Source organism: Streptomyces sp. NPDC036984 (genome assembly GCF_055607665.1).
Genome location: NZ_JBVJRL010000003.1, coordinates 97,724 through 118,512 on the forward strand (window position 1 = coordinate 97,724; position 20,789 = coordinate 118,512).

General features: G+C 73.0%; 16 protein-coding genes. 7 read left to right on the forward strand and 9 right to left on the reverse strand.

The features are described 5' to 3' along the window. Window position 1: 1 nt before the first annotated feature. Window positions 2-943 carry an ornithine carbamoyltransferase gene (locus tag ACZ7DL_RS07255; RefSeq protein WP_470772114.1) on the forward strand — a complete coding sequence of 314 codons (942 nt, stop codon included), beginning with the start codon at window positions 2-4 and terminating at the stop codon, window positions 941-943. A 58-nt stretch (window positions 944-1,001) separates the two neighbouring features. Here ACZ7DL_RS07255 and ACZ7DL_RS07260 read toward each other — a convergent pair whose 3' ends face one another. The 3 genes from ACZ7DL_RS07260 to ACZ7DL_RS07270 form a co-directional block, all read right to left on the reverse strand. Then, complete coding sequence (locus ACZ7DL_RS07260; protein WP_470772116.1) at window positions 1,002-1,700, reverse strand: response regulator; 699 nt, start codon at window positions 1,698-1,700, stop codon at window positions 1,002-1,004. After that, on the reverse strand, window positions 1,688-2,806 hold the full coding sequence (locus ACZ7DL_RS07265; protein WP_470772117.1) for a sensor histidine kinase: 1,119 nt from the start codon (window positions 2,804-2,806) through the stop codon (window positions 1,688-1,690). Before ACZ7DL_RS07265 ends, ACZ7DL_RS07260 begins: the two co-directional genes overlap by 13 nt. A gap of 118 nt (window positions 2,807-2,924) precedes the next feature. Further along, on the reverse strand, window positions 2,925-3,653 hold the full coding sequence (locus ACZ7DL_RS07270) for a YqeB family protein (RefSeq protein WP_470772118.1): 729 nt from the start codon (window positions 3,651-3,653) through the stop codon (window positions 2,925-2,927). A gap of 301 nt (window positions 3,654-3,954) precedes the next feature. Between ACZ7DL_RS07270 and rfbB the strand changes: the two genes are divergently transcribed. From rfbB to ACZ7DL_RS07300, 6 genes are all read left to right on the forward strand, one after another. Next, the gene (gene rfbB, locus ACZ7DL_RS07275) at window positions 3,955-4,962 is read left to right on the forward strand and encodes a dTDP-glucose 4,6-dehydratase (RefSeq protein WP_470772120.1); all 1,008 of its coding nucleotides are present in this window, start codon (window positions 3,955-3,957) and stop codon (window positions 4,960-4,962) included. 34 nt (window positions 4,963-4,996) lie between these two features. Next, window positions 4,997-6,247, forward strand: a complete 1,251-nt coding sequence (locus tag ACZ7DL_RS07280; protein ID WP_470772122.1) for a flavin-dependent oxidoreductase — start codon at window positions 4,997-4,999, stop codon at window positions 6,245-6,247. 106 nt (window positions 6,248-6,353) lie between these two features. Next, the gene (locus ACZ7DL_RS07285) at window positions 6,354-7,373 is read left to right on the forward strand and encodes an NAD-dependent epimerase/dehydratase family protein (RefSeq protein ID WP_470772124.1); all 1,020 of its coding nucleotides are present in this window, start codon (window positions 6,354-6,356) and stop codon (window positions 7,371-7,373) included. Between the two features lie 207 nt (window positions 7,374-7,580). Beyond that, a complete protein-coding gene (locus ACZ7DL_RS07290) occupies window positions 7,581-8,372 on the forward strand; it encodes an ABC transporter ATP-binding protein (protein ID WP_470772126.1) in 792 nt (263 codons plus the stop codon). Next, the gene (locus tag ACZ7DL_RS07295; RefSeq protein ID WP_470772127.1) at window positions 8,369-10,894 is read left to right on the forward strand and encodes an FtsX-like permease family protein; all 2,526 of its coding nucleotides are present in this window, start codon (window positions 8,369-8,371) and stop codon (window positions 10,892-10,894) included. The genes ACZ7DL_RS07290 and ACZ7DL_RS07295 overlap by 4 nt, the downstream gene beginning before the upstream one ends. Window positions 10,895-11,184: 290 nt before the next feature. Continuing rightward, window positions 11,185-13,032: an AfsR/SARP family transcriptional regulator gene (locus ACZ7DL_RS07300; RefSeq protein WP_470772129.1), complete on the forward strand. Its 1,848-nt coding sequence runs from the start codon at window positions 11,185-11,187 to the stop codon at window positions 13,030-13,032. Window positions 13,033-13,095: 63 nt separating this feature from the next. Here ACZ7DL_RS07300 and ACZ7DL_RS07305 read toward each other — a convergent pair whose 3' ends face one another. The 6 genes from ACZ7DL_RS07305 to ACZ7DL_RS07330 are packed head-to-tail and all read right to left on the reverse strand — an operon-like array spanning window position 13,096 to window position 20,767. Next, the gene (locus tag ACZ7DL_RS07305; RefSeq protein ID WP_470772131.1) at window positions 13,096-14,373 is read right to left on the reverse strand and encodes an activator-dependent family glycosyltransferase; all 1,278 of its coding nucleotides are present in this window, start codon (window positions 14,371-14,373) and stop codon (window positions 13,096-13,098) included. Between the two features lie 5 nt (window positions 14,374-14,378). Beyond that, window positions 14,379-15,665, reverse strand: a complete 1,287-nt coding sequence (locus tag ACZ7DL_RS07310) for an activator-dependent family glycosyltransferase (RefSeq protein WP_470772133.1) — start codon at window positions 15,663-15,665, stop codon at window positions 14,379-14,381. A 44-nt stretch (window positions 15,666-15,709) separates the two neighbouring features. Beyond that, window positions 15,710-16,990, reverse strand: coding sequence for an activator-dependent family glycosyltransferase (locus tag ACZ7DL_RS07315; RefSeq protein ID WP_470772134.1), 1,281 nt, complete (start codon window positions 16,988-16,990; stop codon window positions 15,710-15,712). Window positions 16,991-17,009: 19 nt separating this feature from the next. Then, on the reverse strand, window positions 17,010-18,284 hold the full coding sequence (locus ACZ7DL_RS07320) for an activator-dependent family glycosyltransferase (protein ID WP_470772136.1): 1,275 nt from the start codon (window positions 18,282-18,284) through the stop codon (window positions 17,010-17,012). A 14-nt stretch (window positions 18,285-18,298) separates the two neighbouring features. Beyond that, window positions 18,299-19,585, reverse strand: coding sequence for an activator-dependent family glycosyltransferase (locus ACZ7DL_RS07325; protein WP_470772137.1), 1,287 nt, complete (start codon window positions 19,583-19,585; stop codon window positions 18,299-18,301). A 3-nt stretch (window positions 19,586-19,588) separates the two neighbouring features. Continuing rightward, entirely contained in the window at window positions 19,589-20,767 is a 1,179-nt protein-coding gene (locus ACZ7DL_RS07330) for an NAD-dependent epimerase/dehydratase family protein (RefSeq protein ID WP_470772139.1), read from the reverse strand. Window positions 20,768-20,789 lie beyond the last annotated feature (22 nt).

A 20,789-nucleotide genomic window follows, 5' to 3' on the forward strand; every position in this document is an offset into this window, starting at 1 on the left:
CATGGCTGTCACCAGTGGTGTGGACACACGACGGGTGATCTCGCTGAGCGACCTCACCGACGACGACCTCGCCCGGCTCGTGCGGCGCGGCACGGAGTTCGCGGCCGACCTCACCGCGCACACGCACCCGCTGAAGGGCCGGGTCGTGGGCGTGTACTTCAGCAAGACCTCGACCCGCACCCGCACGGCGTTCACCACCGGGGCGCTGCGGCTCGGCGCCCAGGTCATCGCGTTCGGCCCCGAAGACCTCCAGCTCAACACCGGTGAGACGCCCGCGGACACGGCGCGCGTCCTGGGCGGCATGCTGGACGGGCTGGTGATCAGGACCGCCGGCGATCCGGCGGAGATGCGGCTGTACGCCGACGCGGGACTGCCCGTGGTGAACGCCATGTCCCGCGACGAGCACCCCACCCAGGCGCTGGCCGACCTGTCCACGCTCACGGCCCGGTTCGGCGCGCCCGACAACCTGCGGGTGCTGTACGTGGGGGAGGGCAACAACACCGCCACCGCACTCGCCCTCGGACTGTCCCGCTTCCCCGGCACCCGGGTCGAGTTCCGCACCCCGGCGGGGTACGGGCTGCCCGCCGGGACGTACGCCGAGGCGGTCCGCCTGGCCGGGGAGCACGGCAGCCGGATCACCGAGCGGCACGACATGGCCGACCTGCCCGCGCACGTCGACGCCGTCTACACCACGCGCTGGCAGACCACCGGAACCAGCAAGCCCGACCCCGGCTGGCGGCGGGACTTCGAGCCGTTCCGCGTCGACGGCGCGCTGATGCGACGCTACCCGGACGCCTTCTTCCTGCACGACCTGCCGGCCCACCGGGGCGAGGAGGTCACCGCCGAGGTGCTGGACGGACCGGCGAGCATCGCCTTCGAACAGGCCCGCTTCAAGCTGTACAGCGCGATGGCGGTGCTGGAGTGGGCACTGACGGACCGCTGACCACACCAGGCCGTCCGGAGCGCCCGGCGCACCGGACGGCCGCGGCCGTGACGCCCTGTCACCGTCGTTCGGTGAAGCCCCGGCCCGGTACGTCGCGGGCCTCGTGGACGAGGATGGCGACCTGGGTGCGGTTCGCGCACTCCAGCTTGGCGAGGATCCGCGTCACGTTGGCCTTCACCGTGGCGACGCTCATGTAGAGCGACGCGGCGATGTCCATGTTCGACCGCCCCTCGCTGATGGCGACCGCCACCTCCCGCTCGCGCTCGGTGAGCCGGTCCAGCGCCGCACGCGCCTGCACGGCCCGGTTCTCGACCAGGTCCTGGTCCTCCAGCCGGACCACGTGGTCGATCAGCCGGGTGAGGGCGGCGGGGGCGAGAATCGACTCCCCGGCGGCCGCACGCCGTACCGAGGTCAGGATGTCGTCGGGCGGGGTGTCCTTGAGCAGGAAGCCGTTGGCGCCGGCCCGCAGCGCCCGGAGCAGATGCCGGTCGGTGTCGAACGCGGTCAGCACGATGACGGCCGGGCCGTCCGCCCGGGACCGCAGCTCGGCCGTCGCCGTCAGGCCGTCCATGCCGTTCATGCGGATGTCCATGAGCACGACGTCCGGCCGCAGCCGCTGCGCCAGCTCGATCGCCTCGGCCCCGTCGGCGGCCTCGCCGACCACCTCGATGCCGTCGCCCGCGCCCAGGACCATGGTCAGCCCCATGCGGACGAAAGGATCGTCGTCCACGACGACAGTGCGGATCACCTCGGCCATGGCACCCACGCTTCCAGATGGAACGCGACTTTCCCAACTCCGTCCCGCCGTACGCCGTGTTCCAGCCACCCGCCGACGATATCCAGCCGCTCGCCCAGCGCGACCAGGCCGTACTGGGAGCCCGGCAGCAGCGGCCCGCCCGAGCCGCGGGCCAGCGGATTGCGCAGCCGGACGTGGAGCAGACCGTCGTCGGTCCGCTCCAGCAGGAGGTCCACGGCCGCGCCGGGCGCGTGCTTGCGGCAGTTGGTCAGGCCCTCCTGGACGACGTGGTACACGGTACGGCCCACGTTCGGCGGCGCCGCCGCGTCCGGCAGCCGGTCGTCCACCGTGACGTCCATGCCGGCCTCGCGGCACTCGGCGACGAGCCGGGGCAGGTCGGTCAGGCCGGGCTGGGGCCGCAGCCCCTGGCCGTCGCTGCCGTAGCGCAACAGGCCGAGGATCGCCCGGAGTTCCTCCATCGCCTGGTGGGCGCTGTCGTGGATGGTCTCGGCGGCCCGCGCCACCTCCTCCGGGGACAGGTCCTTGCGGATCTTCAACACCCCGGCGTGCAGGCTGACCAGCGAGATCCGGTGGGCCAGCACGTCGTGCATCTCCCTGGCGATGCGTTCCCGCTCCATCGCGCGGACCCGGTCGGTGCGCGCCCGCGCGGCCGCCTCGGCGGCCCGGGCCTGGGCCTGGAGCGAGACGACCAGGTCGCGCCGGGCGCCCAGGAACCGGCCGAGCCAGACCGCCAGCGCCAGCGCCGCGCAGTTGAACACGTTGGCGGCCAGCAGGGACGCCGTCCCGTGCAGGTGCCACACCGAGAACGGCACGTACGCCGCCGCACAGGCCACCGCCACCGCGTCGGCCACCTTGCGGGCGCGGTACGCGGCGACGGTGCCCACGGCGAAGAGCACCGCGACGAACACGAAGTCGGTGACCACGTAACAGCACGCCAGGATCACCGCCACCCGCACCGGGTGCGTGCGGCGCCACCACAGCAGCCCGCTGCCCGCAAGGCCCAGCGACATCAGCCAGAACAGCAGGTCGCCGGTGACCTCACCGCTCTCGTAGGCCGCCACGGTCCAGGCCAGGGCGGCCATCGCGGAGGCCGAGGCGCACAGCACGTCCAACAGCCTGGCCCGCCCCGGACGCCGCGGGGCCGCCAGGCGCATGCGCGCCCGGCGGTCCCCGGTGGAGCGGTCTGCTGCGAAGTGGCCCGCGGCGCGGGGGGCCCGGGTACGGCTAGGACCGGACAAGGGGGCGCCAGAACTGCTCGGTTCCCTGGTCCCGGACGGTGTAGCCCAGGTTCTCGACGCTGCGCGTCAGCTCCTGCACACCGCTGCCCGACTTCCGGCGCAGCGCCTCGCGGCGGGCCTTGAGCAGCGCGTTGACCTCTGCGGGCAGTTCGTGCGAGTCGGGCACCCAGACCAGGAACAGGTCGGCGTAGGGGTCGCTGTCCGACCAGGGGTAACCGTGCGCCCGGAACGCGTCGGCGAGCCGCTCCGCGGGGGCCTGGTGGGTGCCCCGGACCAGCTGACGGGACGTGTGGTCCAGCACGACCAGGGACTTGCCGTCCATGAAGACCGCCGCGACGTCACCGCGGTCGATGGTCTCCTTGTGGTCCTCGCGCTCGACCTCCAGCCGGGTGTCGGCGACGGTGACCTTCAGCGACTCGGACAGCGCGACGAAGGCGAAGACGATGCCGAGCACGAGGCCGCCGCCCATGAACGCGGCCACCTTCCACGGCTCGTCCGCCGAGGCCAGGAACTCGAACACCATGCGCAGGGGCAGCTTGGGCAGGTCGGTCGCCCAGCGGGCCAGCACCGGCAGCAGAAAGCCGAGAGCGATGCCGAGCAGGGGCATGCCGACGAGGATCACCGTCATGTCCGAGCGCGGGTAGCCCAGCACCGTTGCCGTGCCGGTCGTCTGGCCTGGGTGCCCGTTGCTCTTGCCGGGCTGCTCGTTGGTCATGGCTGTGCAGCTCTCCGTTCCCCGCCGACGACCTCTCGGTCCTGAGCCGGCTCATGAGTTGCTTCGACAGTCACCGATGCTACGGAGTCCCGTGCGGGCCCGGACAGTAGCCGAAAGTCGATCGTCCGCTAGCGACTTACGTCGGGCCGGCCGGGCCGGCGGGCTCGTGGAAGAAGCCGGCCCGGCCGCTCCGCCGGGAATACCGGAAACGGTATTCTCCGGCCGGCCCATGGTTATCGTGAGTCGTCTTTCATTTCAAGCGTTGGAATGTGATGACGGGGCGGTAGTAGCGTCCCCCGGCATGAGTTCAATTCTGGTGACCGGCGCTGCCGGTTTCATTGGTTCCCATTTCGTCCGGCACTGGGCCCGCAGTTATCCCGGGGATTCCGTGGTGGCCCTGGACGCGCTCACCTATGCCGGAGTCGAGGAGAATCTCGCCGACGTACGCGACCGGGTGACCTTCGTGCACGGCGACATCGGCGACTCCGCCCTGGTCGACCGGGTGCTGGCCGAGCACGGTGTCCAGACCGTGGTGAACTTCGCCGCCGAGTCGCACAACAGCCTCGCCGTCCTCGATCCCCGGCGCTTCTTCCGGACCAACACCATGGGCACCCAGGCCCTGCTCGACTCCTGCCACCGGGCGGGCGTCACCCGCTTCCACCACATCTCCACCTGTGAGGTCTACGGAGATCTGGCACTCGACGACGACCGGGCCTTCACCGAGGAGAGCCCGTACCGGCCGCGCACGCCCTACAACGCCAGCAAGGCCGCGGCCGACCACGCGGTGCGGGCCTGGCACGAGACATTCGGACTTCCGGTCACCATCACCAACTGTGCCAACAACTACGGTTCGCACCAGTTCCCGGAGAAGGTGCTCCCGCTGTTCATCACCCGCTCCCTGGACGGGGAGCGAATACCGGTCTACGCCTCCAAGGACAACCGCCGCGAATGGATTCATGTCCTGGACCACTGCCGGGCCATCGAGGCCGTGCTCAAGGACGGCCGGGTCGGCGAGACGTACCACGTCGGTACGGGCGTCGAGGTGAGCGTGGACGAGCTGGCCGATCTGGTCCTCGCGGAACTCGGCCTGCCCCGGCAGCGCAAGATGACTGTCCCCGACCGCCCCGGACACGACCGGCGTTACCTGCTGGACTCCGGCAAGATCCGCACCGAGCTGGGCTGGAGCCCCCTGGTCGACTTCGGCACCGGCCTCACGGAGACCATCCGCTGGTACGCCGACCACCGCGCCTGGTGGGAGCCGCTGCGCGGCCGCAGCCCGGTGGCCGAGGAAGCGTGGGCCCGCGCATGACGGCCGCGCACCGGCTCACGGCGGGGGGCGGGACGTGAGGGTGGTCGTCGCGGGCGGCGGCATCGGAGGTCTCGCCACGGCACTGAGCCTGCACGCGGCCGGTTGCCGCGACGTCCTGGTCGCCGAGGCCGCGCCGCGGATCCGCCCGCTCGGCGTCGGCATCAACCTGCTGCCGCACGCCGTACGGGAACTGACCGAACTCGGCCTCGCCGAGCGGCTGGCGGAGATCTCCGTCGCCACCGCCGAACTCGCCTATCACAGCCGGCACGGCCGGCTCATCTGGTCCGAGCCGCGCGGCCGGGCGGCCGGATACCGCTGGCCGCAGTACTCGGTGCACCGCGGCCGGCTCCAGATGCTGCTGCTGGACGCCGTACGGGAACGGCTCGGTCCCGGCGCCGTGCGCACGGGCGCCGAGCTGACCGGCTTCACCCAGGACGAGCGGGGCGTGGTCGCCGAGTTCGGGGCCGAGCGCGTCCGCTGCGACGTGCTGATCGGCGCGGACGGCATCCACTCGGCGGTCCGCCGCCTGCTGTGTCCGCGGGAGGGGGGACCGCGGTGGAACGGCCTGGTGCTCTGGCGGGGGGTGACCCGTGCCGAGCCCTTCCGCACCGGCCGCTCGATGATCATGGCGGGTGACGGCACCGAGAAGTTCGTCGCCTACCCCATCTCCGCTCCCGGCGCCGACGGCCGGGTGCAGGTCAACTGGATCGCCGAGCGGCCCCTGCCCCAGGTCCGCACCGCCCGGGGCGACTGGCGCGGCCGGGCCGAACCGGGCGCGGTGCGCGAGCACTTCGCCGGCTGGCGGTTCGACTGGCTGGACGTCCCCGCGGTCATCGGCGGCGCCGGTGAGGTCTACGAGTACCCGATGGTCGACCGCGACCCGCTGCCGCGCTGGAGCCACGGCCGCGTCACGCTGCTCGGCGACGCCGCGCACCCGATGTACCCGATCGGCTCCAACGGCGCCTCCCAGGCCGTCCTCGACGCCAGGGTCCTCGCCTGGGAACTGGCCCGGCAGCCCGACCCCGAACGGGCGCTGCGGGCGTACGAGGAAGCCCGCCGGCCGCCGACCGCGGCGGTTCAGCTGGCCAACCGGCGCCAGGGACCGGAGGTGGTCATGAAGCTCGTCCACGAACGGTCACCGGGGCCCTTCACCGACCTGGAGACCGTGCTGCCGCGCGCGGAGCGGGAGGAGATCGCCCGGCGGTACAAGCGCCTGGCCGGCTTCGATCCGGCCGCGCTCAACGAACGGGCGAGCTACGACGTCCCGGCACCGGGCCGCGACTGACCGTACGCCGCCCCGTCCGGCCGGACGCGTGCGCGCGTCCCGCCGGCGAGACGCGCGCACGTGTCGCACCGGTGGAATCAGCAGACCGTGCCGAGGGAGGCCCCTTGTGGCGAACAAGCCGACCGACGACAACCCGCTCGGCAGCGGGCATCAACCAGGCGAGACACCGCTGGTCGCCGTGCTCGGCGCCTCCGGCTTCATCGGCTCGGCGGTCACCGCCGCGCTCGCCGCCCGGGGAACCCGGGTCCGGGCGGTGGCCCGGCGCCGCGCACCGCTGCCCGGGCGCAACGCCCACCTGGTCGAGGTGCGGACCGCCGACCTGACCCGGGGCGCGGACCTCGCCGAGGCCGTCGACGGAGCGACCTCGATCGTCAACCTCGTGCTGGGCAGCGGTGGCTGGCGGGCCGCCGACAGCGCCGAGGGCCGCCGCGTCAACGTGGGGGTGATGCGTGACCTCCTCGGCGTGCTGGGGGAGCGGCGGGGCGGGGGAGCCCCGCCCGTGGTGGTGCAGGCGGGGGCGGTCCCGCAGGCCGGTGTCCGGCCCTCGGACGGCACCGGGCCCGGGGGACCGGTCAACGTCTACGAACAGCAGAAACGCCAGGCGGAGCAAGCGCTTGCCGAGGCCACTCGGGCGGGCGCCGTGCGCGGTGTCGCCCTGCACCTGCCCACCGTGTTCGGGGACGCGCACCCGGACGTCCACGACCGCGGTGTGGTGGCCGCCATGATCCGGCGGGCGCTCGCCGGCGAGCCCCTCACCATGTGGCACGACGGGACCGTGCTCCGCGACCTGGTCTACGTGCACGACGTGGCCCGTGCCGTGCCGGCCGCGCTGGGTCACGCGGACCGACTCGCCGGTGGCACCTGGGCGGTGGGCACGGGCCGGAGCCTGCCGCTGGGCGAGGCATTCCGCGCCATCGCCGACACGGTCGCCGCACACCTCGGCAGACCGCCCGTCCCCGTGGTCTCCGTTCCACCGCCCGCGCACGCGCCGGTCACCGACTTCCGCGACGTCGTGGTGGACATCTCCGCCTTCCACGCGGCCACCGGCTGGCTGCCGCGGGTCCCGTTCCGTACGGCCCTGCGCACCACCGTGGCGGCACTGGCCGGGCGCGCCGCCGCGCACTGAGCGCCCCGGGGCCGGCGGCGTGCGCCGGACGGCGGAAGAAGGTGGGCAGACCGCTCGCCACCATCGGCCAGCATCCTGCCGACTTTGGTCTATCCCTCGAAGAAACGCTGGTCGGCGGGTTGTCGGCGGTTGAAGGATGACGGAGGTCCGGCTGCTGGACGGACGGCAGCGAGACGAGTTCCAGGCAACGAACGCGGGGAGTCAGCGATGGCACGGAGTGTCGACAACCGGTCGAACGACACAGGAGCGGGCGCGCCCGCGGCCCGGGCGGTGGGGATCTCCAAGACCTACGCCTCCGGCGCGACCGAGGTGCGGGCCCTGCGCGATGTGTCGCTGCACGTGCCCCGGGGGCGGTTCATGAGCGTCATGGGCCCCTCCGGCTCGGGCAAGTCGACGCTGATGCACTGCCTCGCCGGGCTCGACTCCGTCGACAGCGGACAGGTCTTCATCGGCGAGCAGGAGGTGACCGGACTGAGCGACAAGAAGCTCACCCGGCTGCGCCTGGAGCGCGTCGGCTTCATCTTCCAGTCGTTCAACCTCATTCCCACGCTGAGCGCGCTGGAGAACATCACCCTGCCGCTGGGCATCGCGGGCCGGAAGCCGGACCCGGACTGGCTCGACGCCGTCATCCGGACCACCGGCCTGTCCGGCCGTCTGCACCACCGCCCCACGGAGCTGTCGGGCGGCCAGCAGCAGCGGGTGGCGTGCGCCAGGGCGCTGGTGGGCAAGCCCGAGGTGATCTTCGCCGACGAGCCCACCGGAAACCTGGACTCCCGCTCGGGCGCCGAAGTGCTGGGCTTCCTGCGGGACTCGGTCCGGGAGATGGGCCAGTCGATCGTCATGGTGACCCACGACCCGACCGCGGCCGGTTACACCGACGAGGTCGTCTTCCTCGCCGACGGAGCCCTGGTGGACCGGATGTCCCGGCCCACCGCCGCCGACGTACTGGAGTTCATGAAGGGCTTCGACCCCGTGAGCACGGGAGCGTCCGGCCGATGATGACGAAACTGACGCTGCGCAACCTCGCGGCGCACCGGCTGCGGCTGCTGTTCACGCTGGTCTCGGTCGCGCTCGGCGTCGCGTTCGTGGCCGGCACCATGATCTTCACGGACACCACGACCCGTGCCCTGTCCGGGCAGTTCTCGTCCATCGCGAGCCGGGACGAGGTCATGGTGCGGCCCGGGGACTCGTTCTCCAGCGAGGGCGCCCCGGCCCGCCTCGTCCCGCAAGCCGTCCTCACGGACCTGGAGAAGAACGTCCCCGAGGCCCGGTCCTTCGTCGGCGTGGTGGAGGGCTACGCCGCGATCGTGCAGGACGGCGGCAAGGTGGTCCGCGGTGACGGCCTGGCCCAGGTGGGCCGGTCCTATGTGGAACGCCCCGACTCCCACATGCGCATCAGCTCGGGCCGGCGTCCCGGGACGGCCGCCGAAGTGGTGGTCGAGGACCACACCGCCGAGGACGGCGGTATCACCGTCGGGGACACGGTGACCGTGGTCACCGAGCGCACCACCCGCAGCATGCGCGTGGTCGGGCTGTTCAGCCTGGGCGACGACACCACCGAGGACGTCTCCTTCGTCGGCTTCGCCCCGGACGCGGCCCGCGACCTGCTCGGTTCCGGCCGCTCCTACACCGCCCTGTGGGCCGCTCCCGCGAAGGGCGTCTCCTCCGAGCGCCTGGAGAAGGCGATCGGCGCCGCGCTGCCGGACGGCTTCGAGGCCAGGACGGCGCGCGAGGTCGCCGAGGAGAACACCGACCGGATCCAGTCCCTGTTCGGCATGCTCAACTGGTTCCTGCTGGCCTTCGCCGGCATCGCCGTCCTGGTCGGCTCCTTCATCATCGTCAACACCTTCAGCATGCTCATGACGCAACGGGTGCGGACGCTCGCCCTGCTGCGGGCCGTGGGCGCCCACCGCGGCCAGGTGACCCGCACGGTCCTGGCCGAGGCGGCCTGCGTCGGCTTCCTCGGCGCACTGCTCGGCCTGGGCGCCGGCGCGGGCCTCTCCTACCTCCTGCGCGCCGTGTTCGCCCGCCTCGGCACGCCACTGCCGCTCGCCACCCCGGTGATCGAGGCGGACACGGTCGCCTGGTCCCTGGCGGTCGGCGTCGTCGTCACCGTGGTGGCCGCCTATCTGCCCGCCCGCCGCGCCGCGAAGGTGCCGCCGGTCGCCGCGCTGCGCGACGACGCCGGCCTGCCCGCGCGGGGCATGCGGGTCCGCTCGGTCCTCTCCGTACTCCTGCTGCTCGCCGGGGCGTTCGGGGTCACCGCGGGACTCCAGGACGGCGGGGACGAGGGGGCGACCCTGGTCGCACTGAGCGCCCTGTTCGTGTTCGTGGGCGTCGTCCTGCTCAGCCCCGTGCTGATCCGCCCGGTGCTGAGGCTGCTCGGCTGGCCGGTCGCCCGCTTCGCCGGCACGGTCGGCCGGCTCAGCCGGGAGAACGCCCGCCGGGCCCCACGGCGCTCGGCCGCCACCGCCTCGGCACTGACGGTGGGACTCGCCCTCATCACCATGTCCACCGTCCTCGCGGCCTCGATGAACACCTCCGCCGACCACAGGATCGACAAGCAGTTCCGCGCCGACTTCTTCCTGGAGGCCCGCGGCACCAAGGGGTTCACCTCCGAGGCCGTCGAACGGGTCGCCGGGGTGCCGGGAGTACGGCAGACCGTGCCGCTGCGGCAGGGCGTCGTCAAGGTGAAGTCCGACGAACAGAGCGTGGCCCTGGCCGATCCGGCGGCGCTGGCCGACGTCACCTCGCTGGAGGTGTCCAGCGGCAGCGCGTCGCTGGGCAAGGACGAGGTACTGGTACTGCGGACCCTCGCCGAGCAGAACGAGTGGAAGGCCGGCAGCGCGGTCGCCGGCGAGTACCCCGACGGCCGCCGCACGACCTTCCGGGTCAAGGGCCTGTACGAGGCGAACGAACTCGTCGGCGAGTCCTTCGTGATGAACACCGCGAGCTACCGCGCCCACTCCTCCGGCGGCCTGGTGCGCCAAGCGTTCCTCACCCTCGACGACCCCGCCTCGCCCGGCACCCGCAAGGCGCTCGCCTCGGCGCTGCGCTCCTTCCCCAACGTGCAGCTGAAGGACGGTGAGGACGCCAAGGCGAACGCGCGCGCGGACGTGGACCGGCTGCTCAACATCGTCGCGGTCCTGCTCGTCCTGTCGGTCGTCGTTGCGGCCGTGGGCCTGGTCAACACCCTCGGCCTGTCGGTGATGGAGCGCACCCGGGAGATCGGTCTGCTGCGGGCGGTCGGGATGAGCGGCGGCCAGGTGCGCGCCATGATCTCGCTGGAGTCGGTGATGATCGCCGTGTTCGGCGTGATCGTCGGCCTCGGCCTCGGCGTGGGCACGGGCTGGCTGCTCCAGAAGGCGATGGCCGACAGCGGCGTCGAGTACCTGACGGTTCCGCTGCTGCCGCTCGGGCTGTACCTGCTGGGCGGGATCGCGCTCGGTGTGCTGGCCGCACTCTGGCCGGCCCGACGCGCGGCCAGGATGCACGTCCTGCGGGCGATCCAGCAGCAGTGAGGCACCGGCCCGCGCCCCGGCCGGGCCCCTGATCGTGCGGCCGACGGAATCCCCCGCCGTCGGCCGCACCCCCTTGATCGCCACCGGGGCGGATAGCCGAGTGCACTGCTGATACCGATGAGTTACGGTTGCGGTCAAGGTTCTGCAAAGACGGCAGTGAATGGGGGCTAGTCGTCGGTGGTACGCGGTGCGCCTGACCAGCCACCGCGTGACGTCTGTGCAGTCGCTCGGAGCCGTACCCACCGCCTTCGGCCCCCGGGACATGGGGGTTGCCGATGCTGCCAGCCAGCATGATCGATACGTTGAGCGCACGGCTGCTCGGCCCAGTGGGAATGTGGGCCGGCGGACGGCAGATCGACCTGGGCTCACCGAAACAGCAGGCCGTGTTCGCCGTACTGGCGTCACGGACGCAGCAGGTGGTGAGCCGCGCGGAACTCGTCCACGCGGTCTGGGGATGGGAGGCGCCGCCCGCCGCGATCAACAGTGTTTATACCTATGTGACGCGGCTGAGAAACGCCTTCGACCCCGGCCGCACCGGACGAGGCGATTCCGAGCTGCTGGTTTCCGGGCGCAACGGCTACATGCTGACGCTGCCGCCGGAACAGGTGGACCAGTTGAGGTTCGAGTCTCTGCTGAAGACGGCGTGGCAGCAGCGCGCCGTGGGAGCTGTGGAGCGTGCCGTGGCGACCCTGGAGGACGCCCTCGGCCTGTGGCGGGGCATCGCCTACGGGGTCGCGCCCGGCCCGCATGCCGAGGACGAGCGCGTCCGCCTGACGGAGCTGCGGCTGACCGCCGTCGAGGAGCGGGCCGAACTCCTCGTGCAGCGGGGCCTCTACCACGAGGTGCTGAGCGAACTGATGTCGCTGGCCCAGGAGAACCCGTTGCGCGAGCGGCTGTGCCGGCTGCTGATGATCTGCTGCGTCGCGCTCGGCCGGCAGGCCGACGCCCTCAACGCCTATCACCGGCTGCGCATCGGCCTGGCCGAACAGATGGGCATCGAGCCGGGCCGGCAGATACAGGATCTGTACGGCAGCATCATCCGGCAGGAGGGCCCCGCGCTGGCACCGCCGTACGGCGCCGGCGTGACGGCGCCGTCCGCCCGGCCGTGGCCGCAGCAGGACGCGGTGCCCTTCGTGGGCCGGGCGACCGAGCTGGAGATGCTCAAGCGCTGGGCGGGCGGGGCACCGGAGCCGGACGAGGCACCCGTCACCGTCCTGAGCGGCCTGCCGGGCGTGGGCAAGACCTCGCTCACGGCGCGGCTGTCCCAGGATCTGGCGATCCGCTCCGCGCGCCGGCAGATCCGCGTCGACCTGGGCGCGTTCGGCCGGGCCGGCCGGCCGCTCGGACCGGGCGAGGCGCTGGACCAACTGCTCGCCGCGCTCGGGATCGCGGTGCCGGAGTACACCAGCACCGAGTACAAGAGCGCCGTGTACTGTGCGGCCGCCGAGCGCCGCCGGCTGTTCGTCGTGCTGGACGACGCGGCGTCCGCGGAGCAGGTACGGCCGTTGCTGCCCGACTCCACGGCCTGCCGCACGGTGATCACCAGCCGGTACCGGCTGACCGGGCTGGCCGCGCCGTTCGGCATCCGGCGCATGTCGCTGGGCGAACTCTCCGCCGAGGAGAGCCTCGCGCTGTTCCGGGCGGCCGCCGGGTGCCGGACGCCCGGCCTCGGCGGCGAGACGGCCCTGCGGGAGGTCGTCGACGTCTGCGGCGGGCTGCCGCTCGCGGTACGGCACCTCGCGGCCCGGTGGCGCGGCGAGGGCCCGGCCGATCCCGCCGCGCGGCTGCGGTCCCGCAGCGCGCTCGTCGCGTACGTCCTGGACCGGGAGGGCGGCGCACCGCAGTCGCCCGCGGCGGAGTTCCACCGCTCCTACCTGGCGCTGCCCGAGCACGCGGCCCATGTGTTCGCCGCGCTCGGCCGGCACGGCGGTGCCACCGTCTCGCTGAGCACCGCGGCGGCGCTGGCCGGGGTCAACCAGATGTCGGCACTGCCCAGCCTGCGCACACTCGTCGAGGCCGGGCTGCTCCGGAATCTGCCCTTCGACCACTTCCGTATGCACCCGCTGCTGCTGGCCTACGCGGGAACCCTGGATCCGGTCGGGGAGGAACTCCCCCGCTGGGGCCTGCTGACGGCCTGACGGCGGGAGACACACAGCACCGGGTGCCGTCGGCCTCGACGGCACCCGATGCTGCCGTGCTCCCTAGACGGTCCTGCGGTGAGCCTCCGTCAGTTCGACCAGTCGGCCGACCAGTTCAGCGGGCCCGGGCATGGCCACCAGCTCCCGGCGCACCACCTCGGCGCGGTGCGCGAACGAGCGCTCGGTGAGCAGCCGTCGTACCCGCTCCCGGAGCGCGTCCGCGGTGACCTCCGTGGCGTGCAGGGCCAGCGCGCCGCCGCGGGCCGCCAGGCGCTCGGCGAGCACCGGCTCGTCGCAGTCGTAGGGCAGGATCAGCTGCGGCACGCCCTGCAGGGCCGCGGTGCACAGACTGCCGAAGCCGCCGTGGTGGACGATCGCGGAGCAGGTGGCCAGCAGGGGCTGCATCGGCACGAACTCCACCAGGCGCACCCCGTCGGGCACCGGTCCCAGCTCCTCCCGCGCGGCCGCGGATACCGTCGCCACCACCTCGACGTCCAGGCCCGCCAGCGCGTCCAGGACATCCCGCGCGCGCACCCCGTGCTCGGTGTCGTACGCGGCGGAACTCAGCCCGGTGGTCAGCGCCACGCGCGGGCGCGCGGGCGGATCCCGCAGCCAGTCCGGCACGACGGCGGCGCCGCCGTAGGGCGTGTAGCGCACCGGCACATACGTGAGCGCGGCCTCGGTCTGGAGGAAGCGCGGCATCAGGTCGACCGAGAACTGGCCGGTGATCAGGTCCTCGCCGAACTCCGTGCCGTACATGCGGGCGCAGGCGCCCAGCCACTCGGCCAGCGGGTCGGATCCGCGCTCCGCGGGACGCTCGGCGCGCAGCCGCAGGAAGCGCTCGCGGGTGACACCGAAGACGTCGACGCCGAAGAGCACCCGGCCGTGGGCGGCTCCGCACGCCTTCGCGGCCACGGCGGCCGCATACGTGGACGGCTCCCACAGCACCAGGTCGGGCCGCCAGGACCGGGCGAACGCCACCAGGTCGGCCATCAGCGGCACGTTGGTCATCTTGTGCCAGCGGGCCACCTGGACGGCATAGCCGTCGTGCAGCCGCTCCCAGGTGACCGCCGCCATGTCGGTCTCGTCGGCGGCCCGGTACGGCTCCGGCCATCCGGGGACGCCGTTGTCGAGCCAGTCCGGGTCGCGGGTCATGACCTGCCACAGGTCCCGGTCGCTGCCGACCGCGACGGCCGTCAGGCCCGCCCGGGTGATCTCCGGGACGAACTTGGGCTGGCTGACGACGCACACCTCGTGGCCCGCCGTGCGCAGCGCCCAGGCCAGCGGGGCCATGGCCAGGAAGTGGGTCTTCTCGGGATAGCAGGCGAACAGTACGCGCATGGGGATCAGGCCGCCCGTCCGGTGCGCTCGCGGTACCGCTCGGTGAGCGCCTCCAGCAGCGGCACCGCCTCGTCGGGGCTGGGCAGGGCGTTGATCTCGTCGGTGAGGCGGGTGGCCGCCTGCTGGAAGTGGGCTTCGGTGAGGAGGCGTTGGACGGCGTCGCGGACGTTGGGTCCGGTGGCCTTGCTGGTGTGGATCTCCAGGCCGGCGCCGGTGGCGGCGAGTTTGCGGCCGAGGATGGGCTGGTCGAAGTGGTAGTGGAGGGCGAGTTGGGGGACGGGGGTGAGGCTGGTGGTGGCGAGGGTGGCGGCGCCGGCGTGGTGGATGACGGCGGAGCAGGTGGGCACGAGGGCGTGCCAGGGCACGTACGGCACCAGGCGGGCGTTGCCGGGGACCCGGTCCAGCTTCCTCCGCTCCGACTCGGTCACGGTGGCGACGACCTCGATGTCCAGCTCGGCCAGCGCGGTGAGGACGTCCTGGAGGGAGATGGTGTAGCCGTCGTAGATCTCGGTGGCGCTCAGGCCCATGGTGAGGGCCACGCGGGGGCGCTTGGGCGGCTCGCGCAGCCAGTCCGGGACGACGGCGCGGCCGCCGTAGGGGACGTAGCGCATGCGGAGGTAGTCCAGGCCGGGGGCCTCGGTCTGGAGGCTCGCCGGGAACTGGTCGATGGTGAAGTGGCCGGTGAGCATGTCCTCGCTGAACTCGAAGCCGTATTTGCGGCCGTATCCGGCGAGCCAGTCGGCCAGCGGGTCGGCCTGGTCGGCGGGCGGCTGGGCGCTTTTGAGCTCGACGTAGCGCTGCCGGACGCCGCCGAAGACGTCGATGCCGAACAGCAGCCGGGCGTGCGCGGCGCCCACCGCCTTCGCCGCGATCGGCGCCGCGTAGACGGTGGGCTCCCAGACGACCAGGTCGGGCTTCCAGGACCGGGCGAACTCGACCAGGTCGGCCACGATGGGGAAGTTCTCCATCATGTGCCAGTCCCGCACAGCCGTGCGGAGTCCCGCACGGAGGTACTCCCAGGACGCCCGGTGCGGGAACTCCAGCACGTCGTACGGTTCCGGCAGCCCGGCCCGCTGGGCCTCCAGTTGGTCCGGCGCCATGCGTGCGATCCGCATCTGGTTCCGGTCGGACCCGACCGGCACGGCGGTCAGCCCGGCCGCGGTGACGACGTCCGCGAACCCGGGCTGGGCCGCGAACCGTACCTCGTGCCCCGCCGTACGGAGCGCCCAGGCGGGCGCCACCAGATAGCGGAAGATCGTCTTCTCCGGGTTGGTGACGAACAGGACGCGCATGGCGCGGTCTCCTTGCCCTTTCTCCTCGGCCTTCCGACGACGGATCAGCGGCCGGCCGCGCGGTACTTCTCGGTCAGCTGCTCCAGCCGCGGGACCAGCTCGTTCGGGCTCGGCAGCGCGCGGATCTCGTCCCGCAGCGCGCGGGCACGCTCGCCGAAGACGGGGTCCTCCAGCAGCCGCAGCACGTGCTCGCGCACCAGCGGTCCGGTGGCCCGGTCGGCGAGGATCGTCGTGGCCGAGCCCTGCGCCGCCAGCCGCCGGGCGAGTTCCGGCTCGTCGAAGTCCCAGGGCAGACACACCTGGGGGACCGCCCCCAGCGCCGTGGTCAGCAGCGTTCCCGGCCCGGCGTGGTGGATGACGGCGGAGCAGGTGGGCACGAGCGCGTGCAGCGGGACGTAGGAGACGACGCGGGCGTTGTCCGGGACGGTGCCGAGCTTGTGCTGTTCGGACTCGGCGATGGTGGCGACGACCTCGATGTCCAGGTCGGCCAGCGACTCCAGGATGTCCCGCACCCCGACGACGTACCCGCTGAAACGGTTCGTCGCGGTGATGCCGAGGGTGAGCGCCACCCGTGGCCGCTCCGGCTCCGTCCACAGCCAGCGCGGTACGACGGCCGCACCGCCGTACGGCACGTACTGCACGGGCAGGTACTCCAGCGACCCGGCCTCCATGCGCAGCGAGTCCGGCAGCTGGTCGACGGTGAACTGGCCGGTGACCAGGTCCTCGCCGAAGTCGAAGCCGTACTTGCGGGCGTACGACTCCAGCCACTCGCCCAGCGGGTCGGCGCGCTCACCGTCCGGGCGCCGCCCGTCGAGCCGCAGATACCGCTCGCGGGTCACCCCGAACACGTCGATGCTCCACAGCAGCCGGCCGTGGGCCGCACCGCACGCCCGCGCGGCGATCGGCCCGGCGTAGGTGGTGGGCTCCCACAGGATCAGATCGGGCTTCCATGACCGGGCGTACTCCACCAGGTCCGCGATCATGGGGAAGTTGTCGAACCGGTGCCAGTGCTCGACGTGGTGCTGGTATCCGTCGCGCATCGCCTCCCAGTCCGGCTCGTCCGGGCCGAGAACGGCCGCGTTGTAGGGGTCGGGCAGGCCCTCCCGTTCGGCCTCGCGGGACTCGGGGTCGAGTTCGGCGACGCGCCAGATGCCCCGGTTGCGGCCGACGGACACCGCGGTCAGCCCGGCCTGCGTGATGGTGTCGATCAGCTCGGGCTGGCTGGCGACCCGGACGTCGTGGCCCGCGGTGCGCAGCGCCCAGGCCAGCGGCACCATCGCCTGAAGGAAGCTCTTCTCCGGGTAGGTCGTCAACAGGACGCGCATGATGTCCTTCCGGTCGCGGTCAGCGGGTGTGGGCGTGGGTCCGGACGAGGCGCTCGATGTCCGGAACGAGGTCGTTGGGGCTGGGCAGGGCGTTGATCTCGTCGGTGAGGCGGGTGGCCGCCTGCTGGAAGTGGGCTTCGGTGAGGAGGCGTTGGACGGCGTCGCGGACGTTGGGTCCGGTGGCCTTGCTGGTGTGGATCTCCAGGCCGGCGCCGGTGGCGGCGAGTTTGCGGCCGAGGATGGGCTGGTCGAAGTGGTAGTGGAGGGCGAGTTGGGGGACGGGGGTGAGGCTGGTGGTGGCGAGGGTGGCGGCGCCGGCGTGGTGGATGACGGCGGAGCAGGTGGGCACGAGGGCGTGCCAGGGCACGTACGACACCAGGCGGGCGTTGTCCGGTACGTGGGTGAGACGCCGGCGTTCGCCGTCGGCGACGGTGGCCACGACCTCGATGTCCAGCTCGGCCAGCGCGGTGAGGACGTCCTGGAGGGAGATGGTGTAGCCGTCGAAGATCTCGGTGGCGCTCAGGCCCATGGTGAGGGCCACGCGGGGGCGCTTGGGCGGCTCGCGCAGCCAGTCCGGGACGACGGCGCGGCCGCCGTAGGGGACGTAGCGCATGCGGAGGTAGTCCAGGCCGGGGGCCTCGGTCTGGAGGCTCGCCGGGAACTGGTCGATGGTGAAGTGGCCGGTGAGCATGTCCTCGCTGAACTCGAAGCCGTATTTGCGGCCGTATCCGGCGAGCCAGTCGGCCAGCGGGTCGGCCTGGTCGGCGGGCGGCTGAGCGTTCTTGAGCTCGACGTAGCGCTGCCGGACGCCGCCGAAGACGTCGATGCCGAACAGCAGCCGGGCGTGCGCGGCGCCCACCGCCTTCGCCGCGATCGGGCCCGCGTACGTCAGCGGCTCCCACAGGACCAGGTCGGGCTTCCAGGACCGGGCGAACTCCACCAGGTCCGTGATGATGGGGAAGTTGCTGACCCGGTGCCAGCCCTTCGCGGCCGCGAGGATGCCGGGCTTGAGGTACTCCCAGGTGGACTTGGCCGGATCGTCGAAGGCGTCGTACGGCTCGGGTATGCCGACCCGCATCTCGGCGCGGGTCTCCGGCTTGTGCGCCGTGATCCGCCACGGGTTGCGGTCGCTGCCGAGCGGCACCGCCGTCAGACCCGCTTGGGTGACCACGTCGGCGAAGGCGGGCTGACCCGCCACCCGGACCTCGTGGCCCGCGGTGCGCAGCGCCCAGGCCAGCGGCACCATGTACTGGAAGATGGTCTTCTCGGGATTCACGGCGAGCAGGACGCGCACCGGGCCTCCTCCTTTCAGGCGGACGGACGTTCGGTGGTACGGCCCCGGTGAGCGGCCGTCAGCCGCTCCAGTTCGGGCACCAGTCGGTTGGGTGTGGGCATGTCCTCCAGCTCGGTGCGCAGCCGGTGCGCGCCCGCACGGAACGACGGATCGCTCAGCAGCGCCGCCAGCCGGGCCCGGACCACGGGCCCGGTCGCCTCGCCGGCCGGGACCTGCACCGCACCGCCCTGCGCGGCCAGGCGGCGGGCGAGTTCGGGCGCGTCGGAGTCGGAGGGCAGCAGCAGCTGCGGCACCCCGGACAGCGCGACGGTCGACAGGGTGCCGAAGCCGGCGTGGTGGATGACGGCGGAGCAGGTGGGCACGAGCGCGTGCAGCGGGACGTAGGAGACGACGCGGGCGTTGTCCGGGACGGTGCCGAGCTTGTGCTGTTCGGACTCGGCGATGGTGGCGACGACCTCGATGTCCAGGTCGGCCAGCGACTCCAGGATGTCCTGCACCCCGACGCCGTACCCGCCGTACCGCTCGGCCGCGACCAGCCCCAGGCTCAGCGCCACCCGCGGCCGCTCCGGCTCGGCCCGCAGCCAGTCCGGAACGGTGGCGGCGCCCCCGTACGGCACGTACCGCATCGGCACATAGCGCAGTGCCGCCTCCATGCGGACCGAGCCGGGCAGCTGGTCGATGGTGAACTGGCCGGTGACCAGGTCCTCGGAGAAGCCGAAGCCGTACCTGCGGCCGTAGGAGGCCAGCCACTCGCCCAGCGGATCGGCGCGCTCCGGCTCCGGTCGCAAGGCCCGCAACCGCAGGAAGCGCTCCCGGGTGACGCCGTAGACGTCCAGTCCGAACATCAGCCGGGCATGGGCGGCACCGCAGGCCCGCGCCGCGATCGCCCCGGCGAAGGTCGTGGGCTCCCAGATCACCAGGTCCGGCCGCCAGAAGCGGGCGAACTCCACCAGCTCGGCGACCATCGGCACGTTCTCCACGCGGTGCCAGTGCCGCACCTGACGGGCGTACGCCGCCCGCAGCGGCTCCCACGCGACCGCGTCCGGCGGCCGGACGGCCGCGTCGTACGGCTCCGGGAGCCCGGTCAGCCCCGCGGCCTGGGGGGCCAGCTCCATCATCCGCGCCGGATCGAGGGAGCGGCCGACCCCTACGGCGGTCAGCCCCGCCCGGGTGATCTCGTCGGCGAACGCCGGCTGGGCGGCGAACCGCACCTCGTGCCCGGCGGTGCGCAGCGCCCAGGCCAGCGGGGCCATGGCCAGGAAGTGGGTGCGTTCGGGATAGGTGGCGAACAGGACGCGCATCGGCTACCGGTCCCTTTCGCCGACGGCGTCCGGCGACGGTCCGCCGGGGGCGCCGGGGGTGCTGCGTCCGCCGGGGGTGCTTGGCGCGACCGGTGTGCCATCAGGGCCCGGTGTGTTTTCTGCGCCTGTGCCGGAGGCGCCCGGTGGGCCAGGCGTGCCGTGTCCCCCGGGTGTGCTGTGTCCGGCCACCCCCGGCTCCCGGGCGACGGCGGCGCAGGCGCGGCGGACGCCGTCCGCGAGGGGCACGGCGGCCCGCCAGCCGGTGGCTTCCTGGAACGCGGACGGATCCACCACGAAGTCCAGCAGGTCCGTGGGCAGGGCCTGCTCGGCGGGCGGCACCGACACCACCGGCACCGCGGCTTCCCCGGTGCACGCGGCGACGCCGCCGGCGATCTCGTGGAACAGGTCGGCGATGCGGGTGCCCCGGCCCGTGCCGACCAGCCAGTGCCGGCCCGCCAGCGTGTCCACGGCGTCCAGCGCGGCGCCGAACGCCCGTGCCGCGTCGTCCACGCACAGCAGGTCGCGCCGGACCGTCCCGTCGTGCCACATGGTGAGCGGTCGGCCCGCGAACGCCCGGCGGGCCATGGTCGCGACCACCCCGCGGTCCAGCTCGGTCGGGTCGGTGCCCTGCCCGTACAGCGTGGCCAGGCGCAGGGTCGCCCCCCGGGTCAGGCCCTCCTCGGTGGCCTCGCGCAGGGTGCGCTCGGCGTCCGCCTTCTGCCGGTCGTATCCGGTCAGCGGCCGGTCCGGGAGATCGCTGGTGATCCGGCCGCCGGCCGACGCGCCGCACTGGGACATGGCCCCGGAGAACAGCACCACCGGCGCCTGCCGCCTGCGCTGGGCCCGCACCGCGGCCACCAGCGCGCGCATGGTGCCGGCGTTGACCTGCTCCGCTGCGCTGTCGTCGCCGGCCACCCGCCAGGCGTTCGGCCCCCGCATGTAGGCGGCCAGGTGCACCACCGCGTCGGCGCCCTCCAGCGCCTCGGCGACCGCGCCCGCCGCGGTCAGGTCCAGCCGCCTCGTCTCCACGTCCGCGACGCTCCGCCGGGGCACGAGGGGCGCCCGCCGGCCGACCAGTCGCAGCCGGACCGGCCGCGCCGCCAGCTCACGGGCGACGGCCGTGCCCAGAAGACCCGACGCACCCAGCACCACCACCGTCGGCCTCGTCCGTCGGCCTGCCACGCGTTCTCCTCAGATATGCCAG

Excerpts from the sequence above, each read along its gene's own strand:
- ACZ7DL_RS07255 (WP_470772114.1), top strand. The coding sequence starts at position 2 with ATGGCTGTCACCAGTGGTGTGGACACACGACGGGTGATCTCGCTGAGC.
- ACZ7DL_RS07260 (WP_470772116.1), bottom strand. The coding sequence starts at position 1,700 with ATGGCCGAGGTGATCCGCACTGTCGTCGTGGACGACGATCCTTTCGTC.
- ACZ7DL_RS07270 (WP_470772118.1), bottom strand. The coding sequence starts at position 3,653 with ATGACCAACGAGCAGCCCGGCAAGAGCAACGGGCACCCAGGCCAGACG.
- rfbB (WP_470772120.1), top strand. The coding sequence starts at position 3,955 with ATGAGTTCAATTCTGGTGACCGGCGCTGCCGGTTTCATTGGTTCCCAT.
- ACZ7DL_RS07290 (WP_470772126.1), top strand. The coding sequence starts at position 7,581 with ATGGCACGGAGTGTCGACAACCGGTCGAACGACACAGGAGCGGGCGCG.
- ACZ7DL_RS07295 (WP_470772127.1), top strand. The coding sequence starts at position 8,369 with ATGATGACGAAACTGACGCTGCGCAACCTCGCGGCGCACCGGCTGCGG.
- ACZ7DL_RS07300 (WP_470772129.1), top strand. The coding sequence starts at position 11,185 with ATGATCGATACGTTGAGCGCACGGCTGCTCGGCCCAGTGGGAATGTGG.
- ACZ7DL_RS07305 (WP_470772131.1), bottom strand. The coding sequence starts at position 14,373 with ATGCGCGTACTGTTCGCCTGCTATCCCGAGAAGACCCACTTCCTGGCC.
- ACZ7DL_RS07310 (WP_470772133.1), bottom strand. The coding sequence starts at position 15,665 with ATGCGCGTCCTGTTCGTCACCAACCCGGAGAAGACGATCTTCCGCTAT.
- ACZ7DL_RS07315 (WP_470772134.1), bottom strand. The coding sequence starts at position 16,990 with ATGCGCGTCCTGTTGACGACCTACCCGGAGAAGAGCTTCCTTCAGGCG.
- ACZ7DL_RS07325 (WP_470772137.1), bottom strand. The coding sequence starts at position 19,585 with ATGCGCGTCCTGTTCGCCACCTATCCCGAACGCACCCACTTCCTGGCC.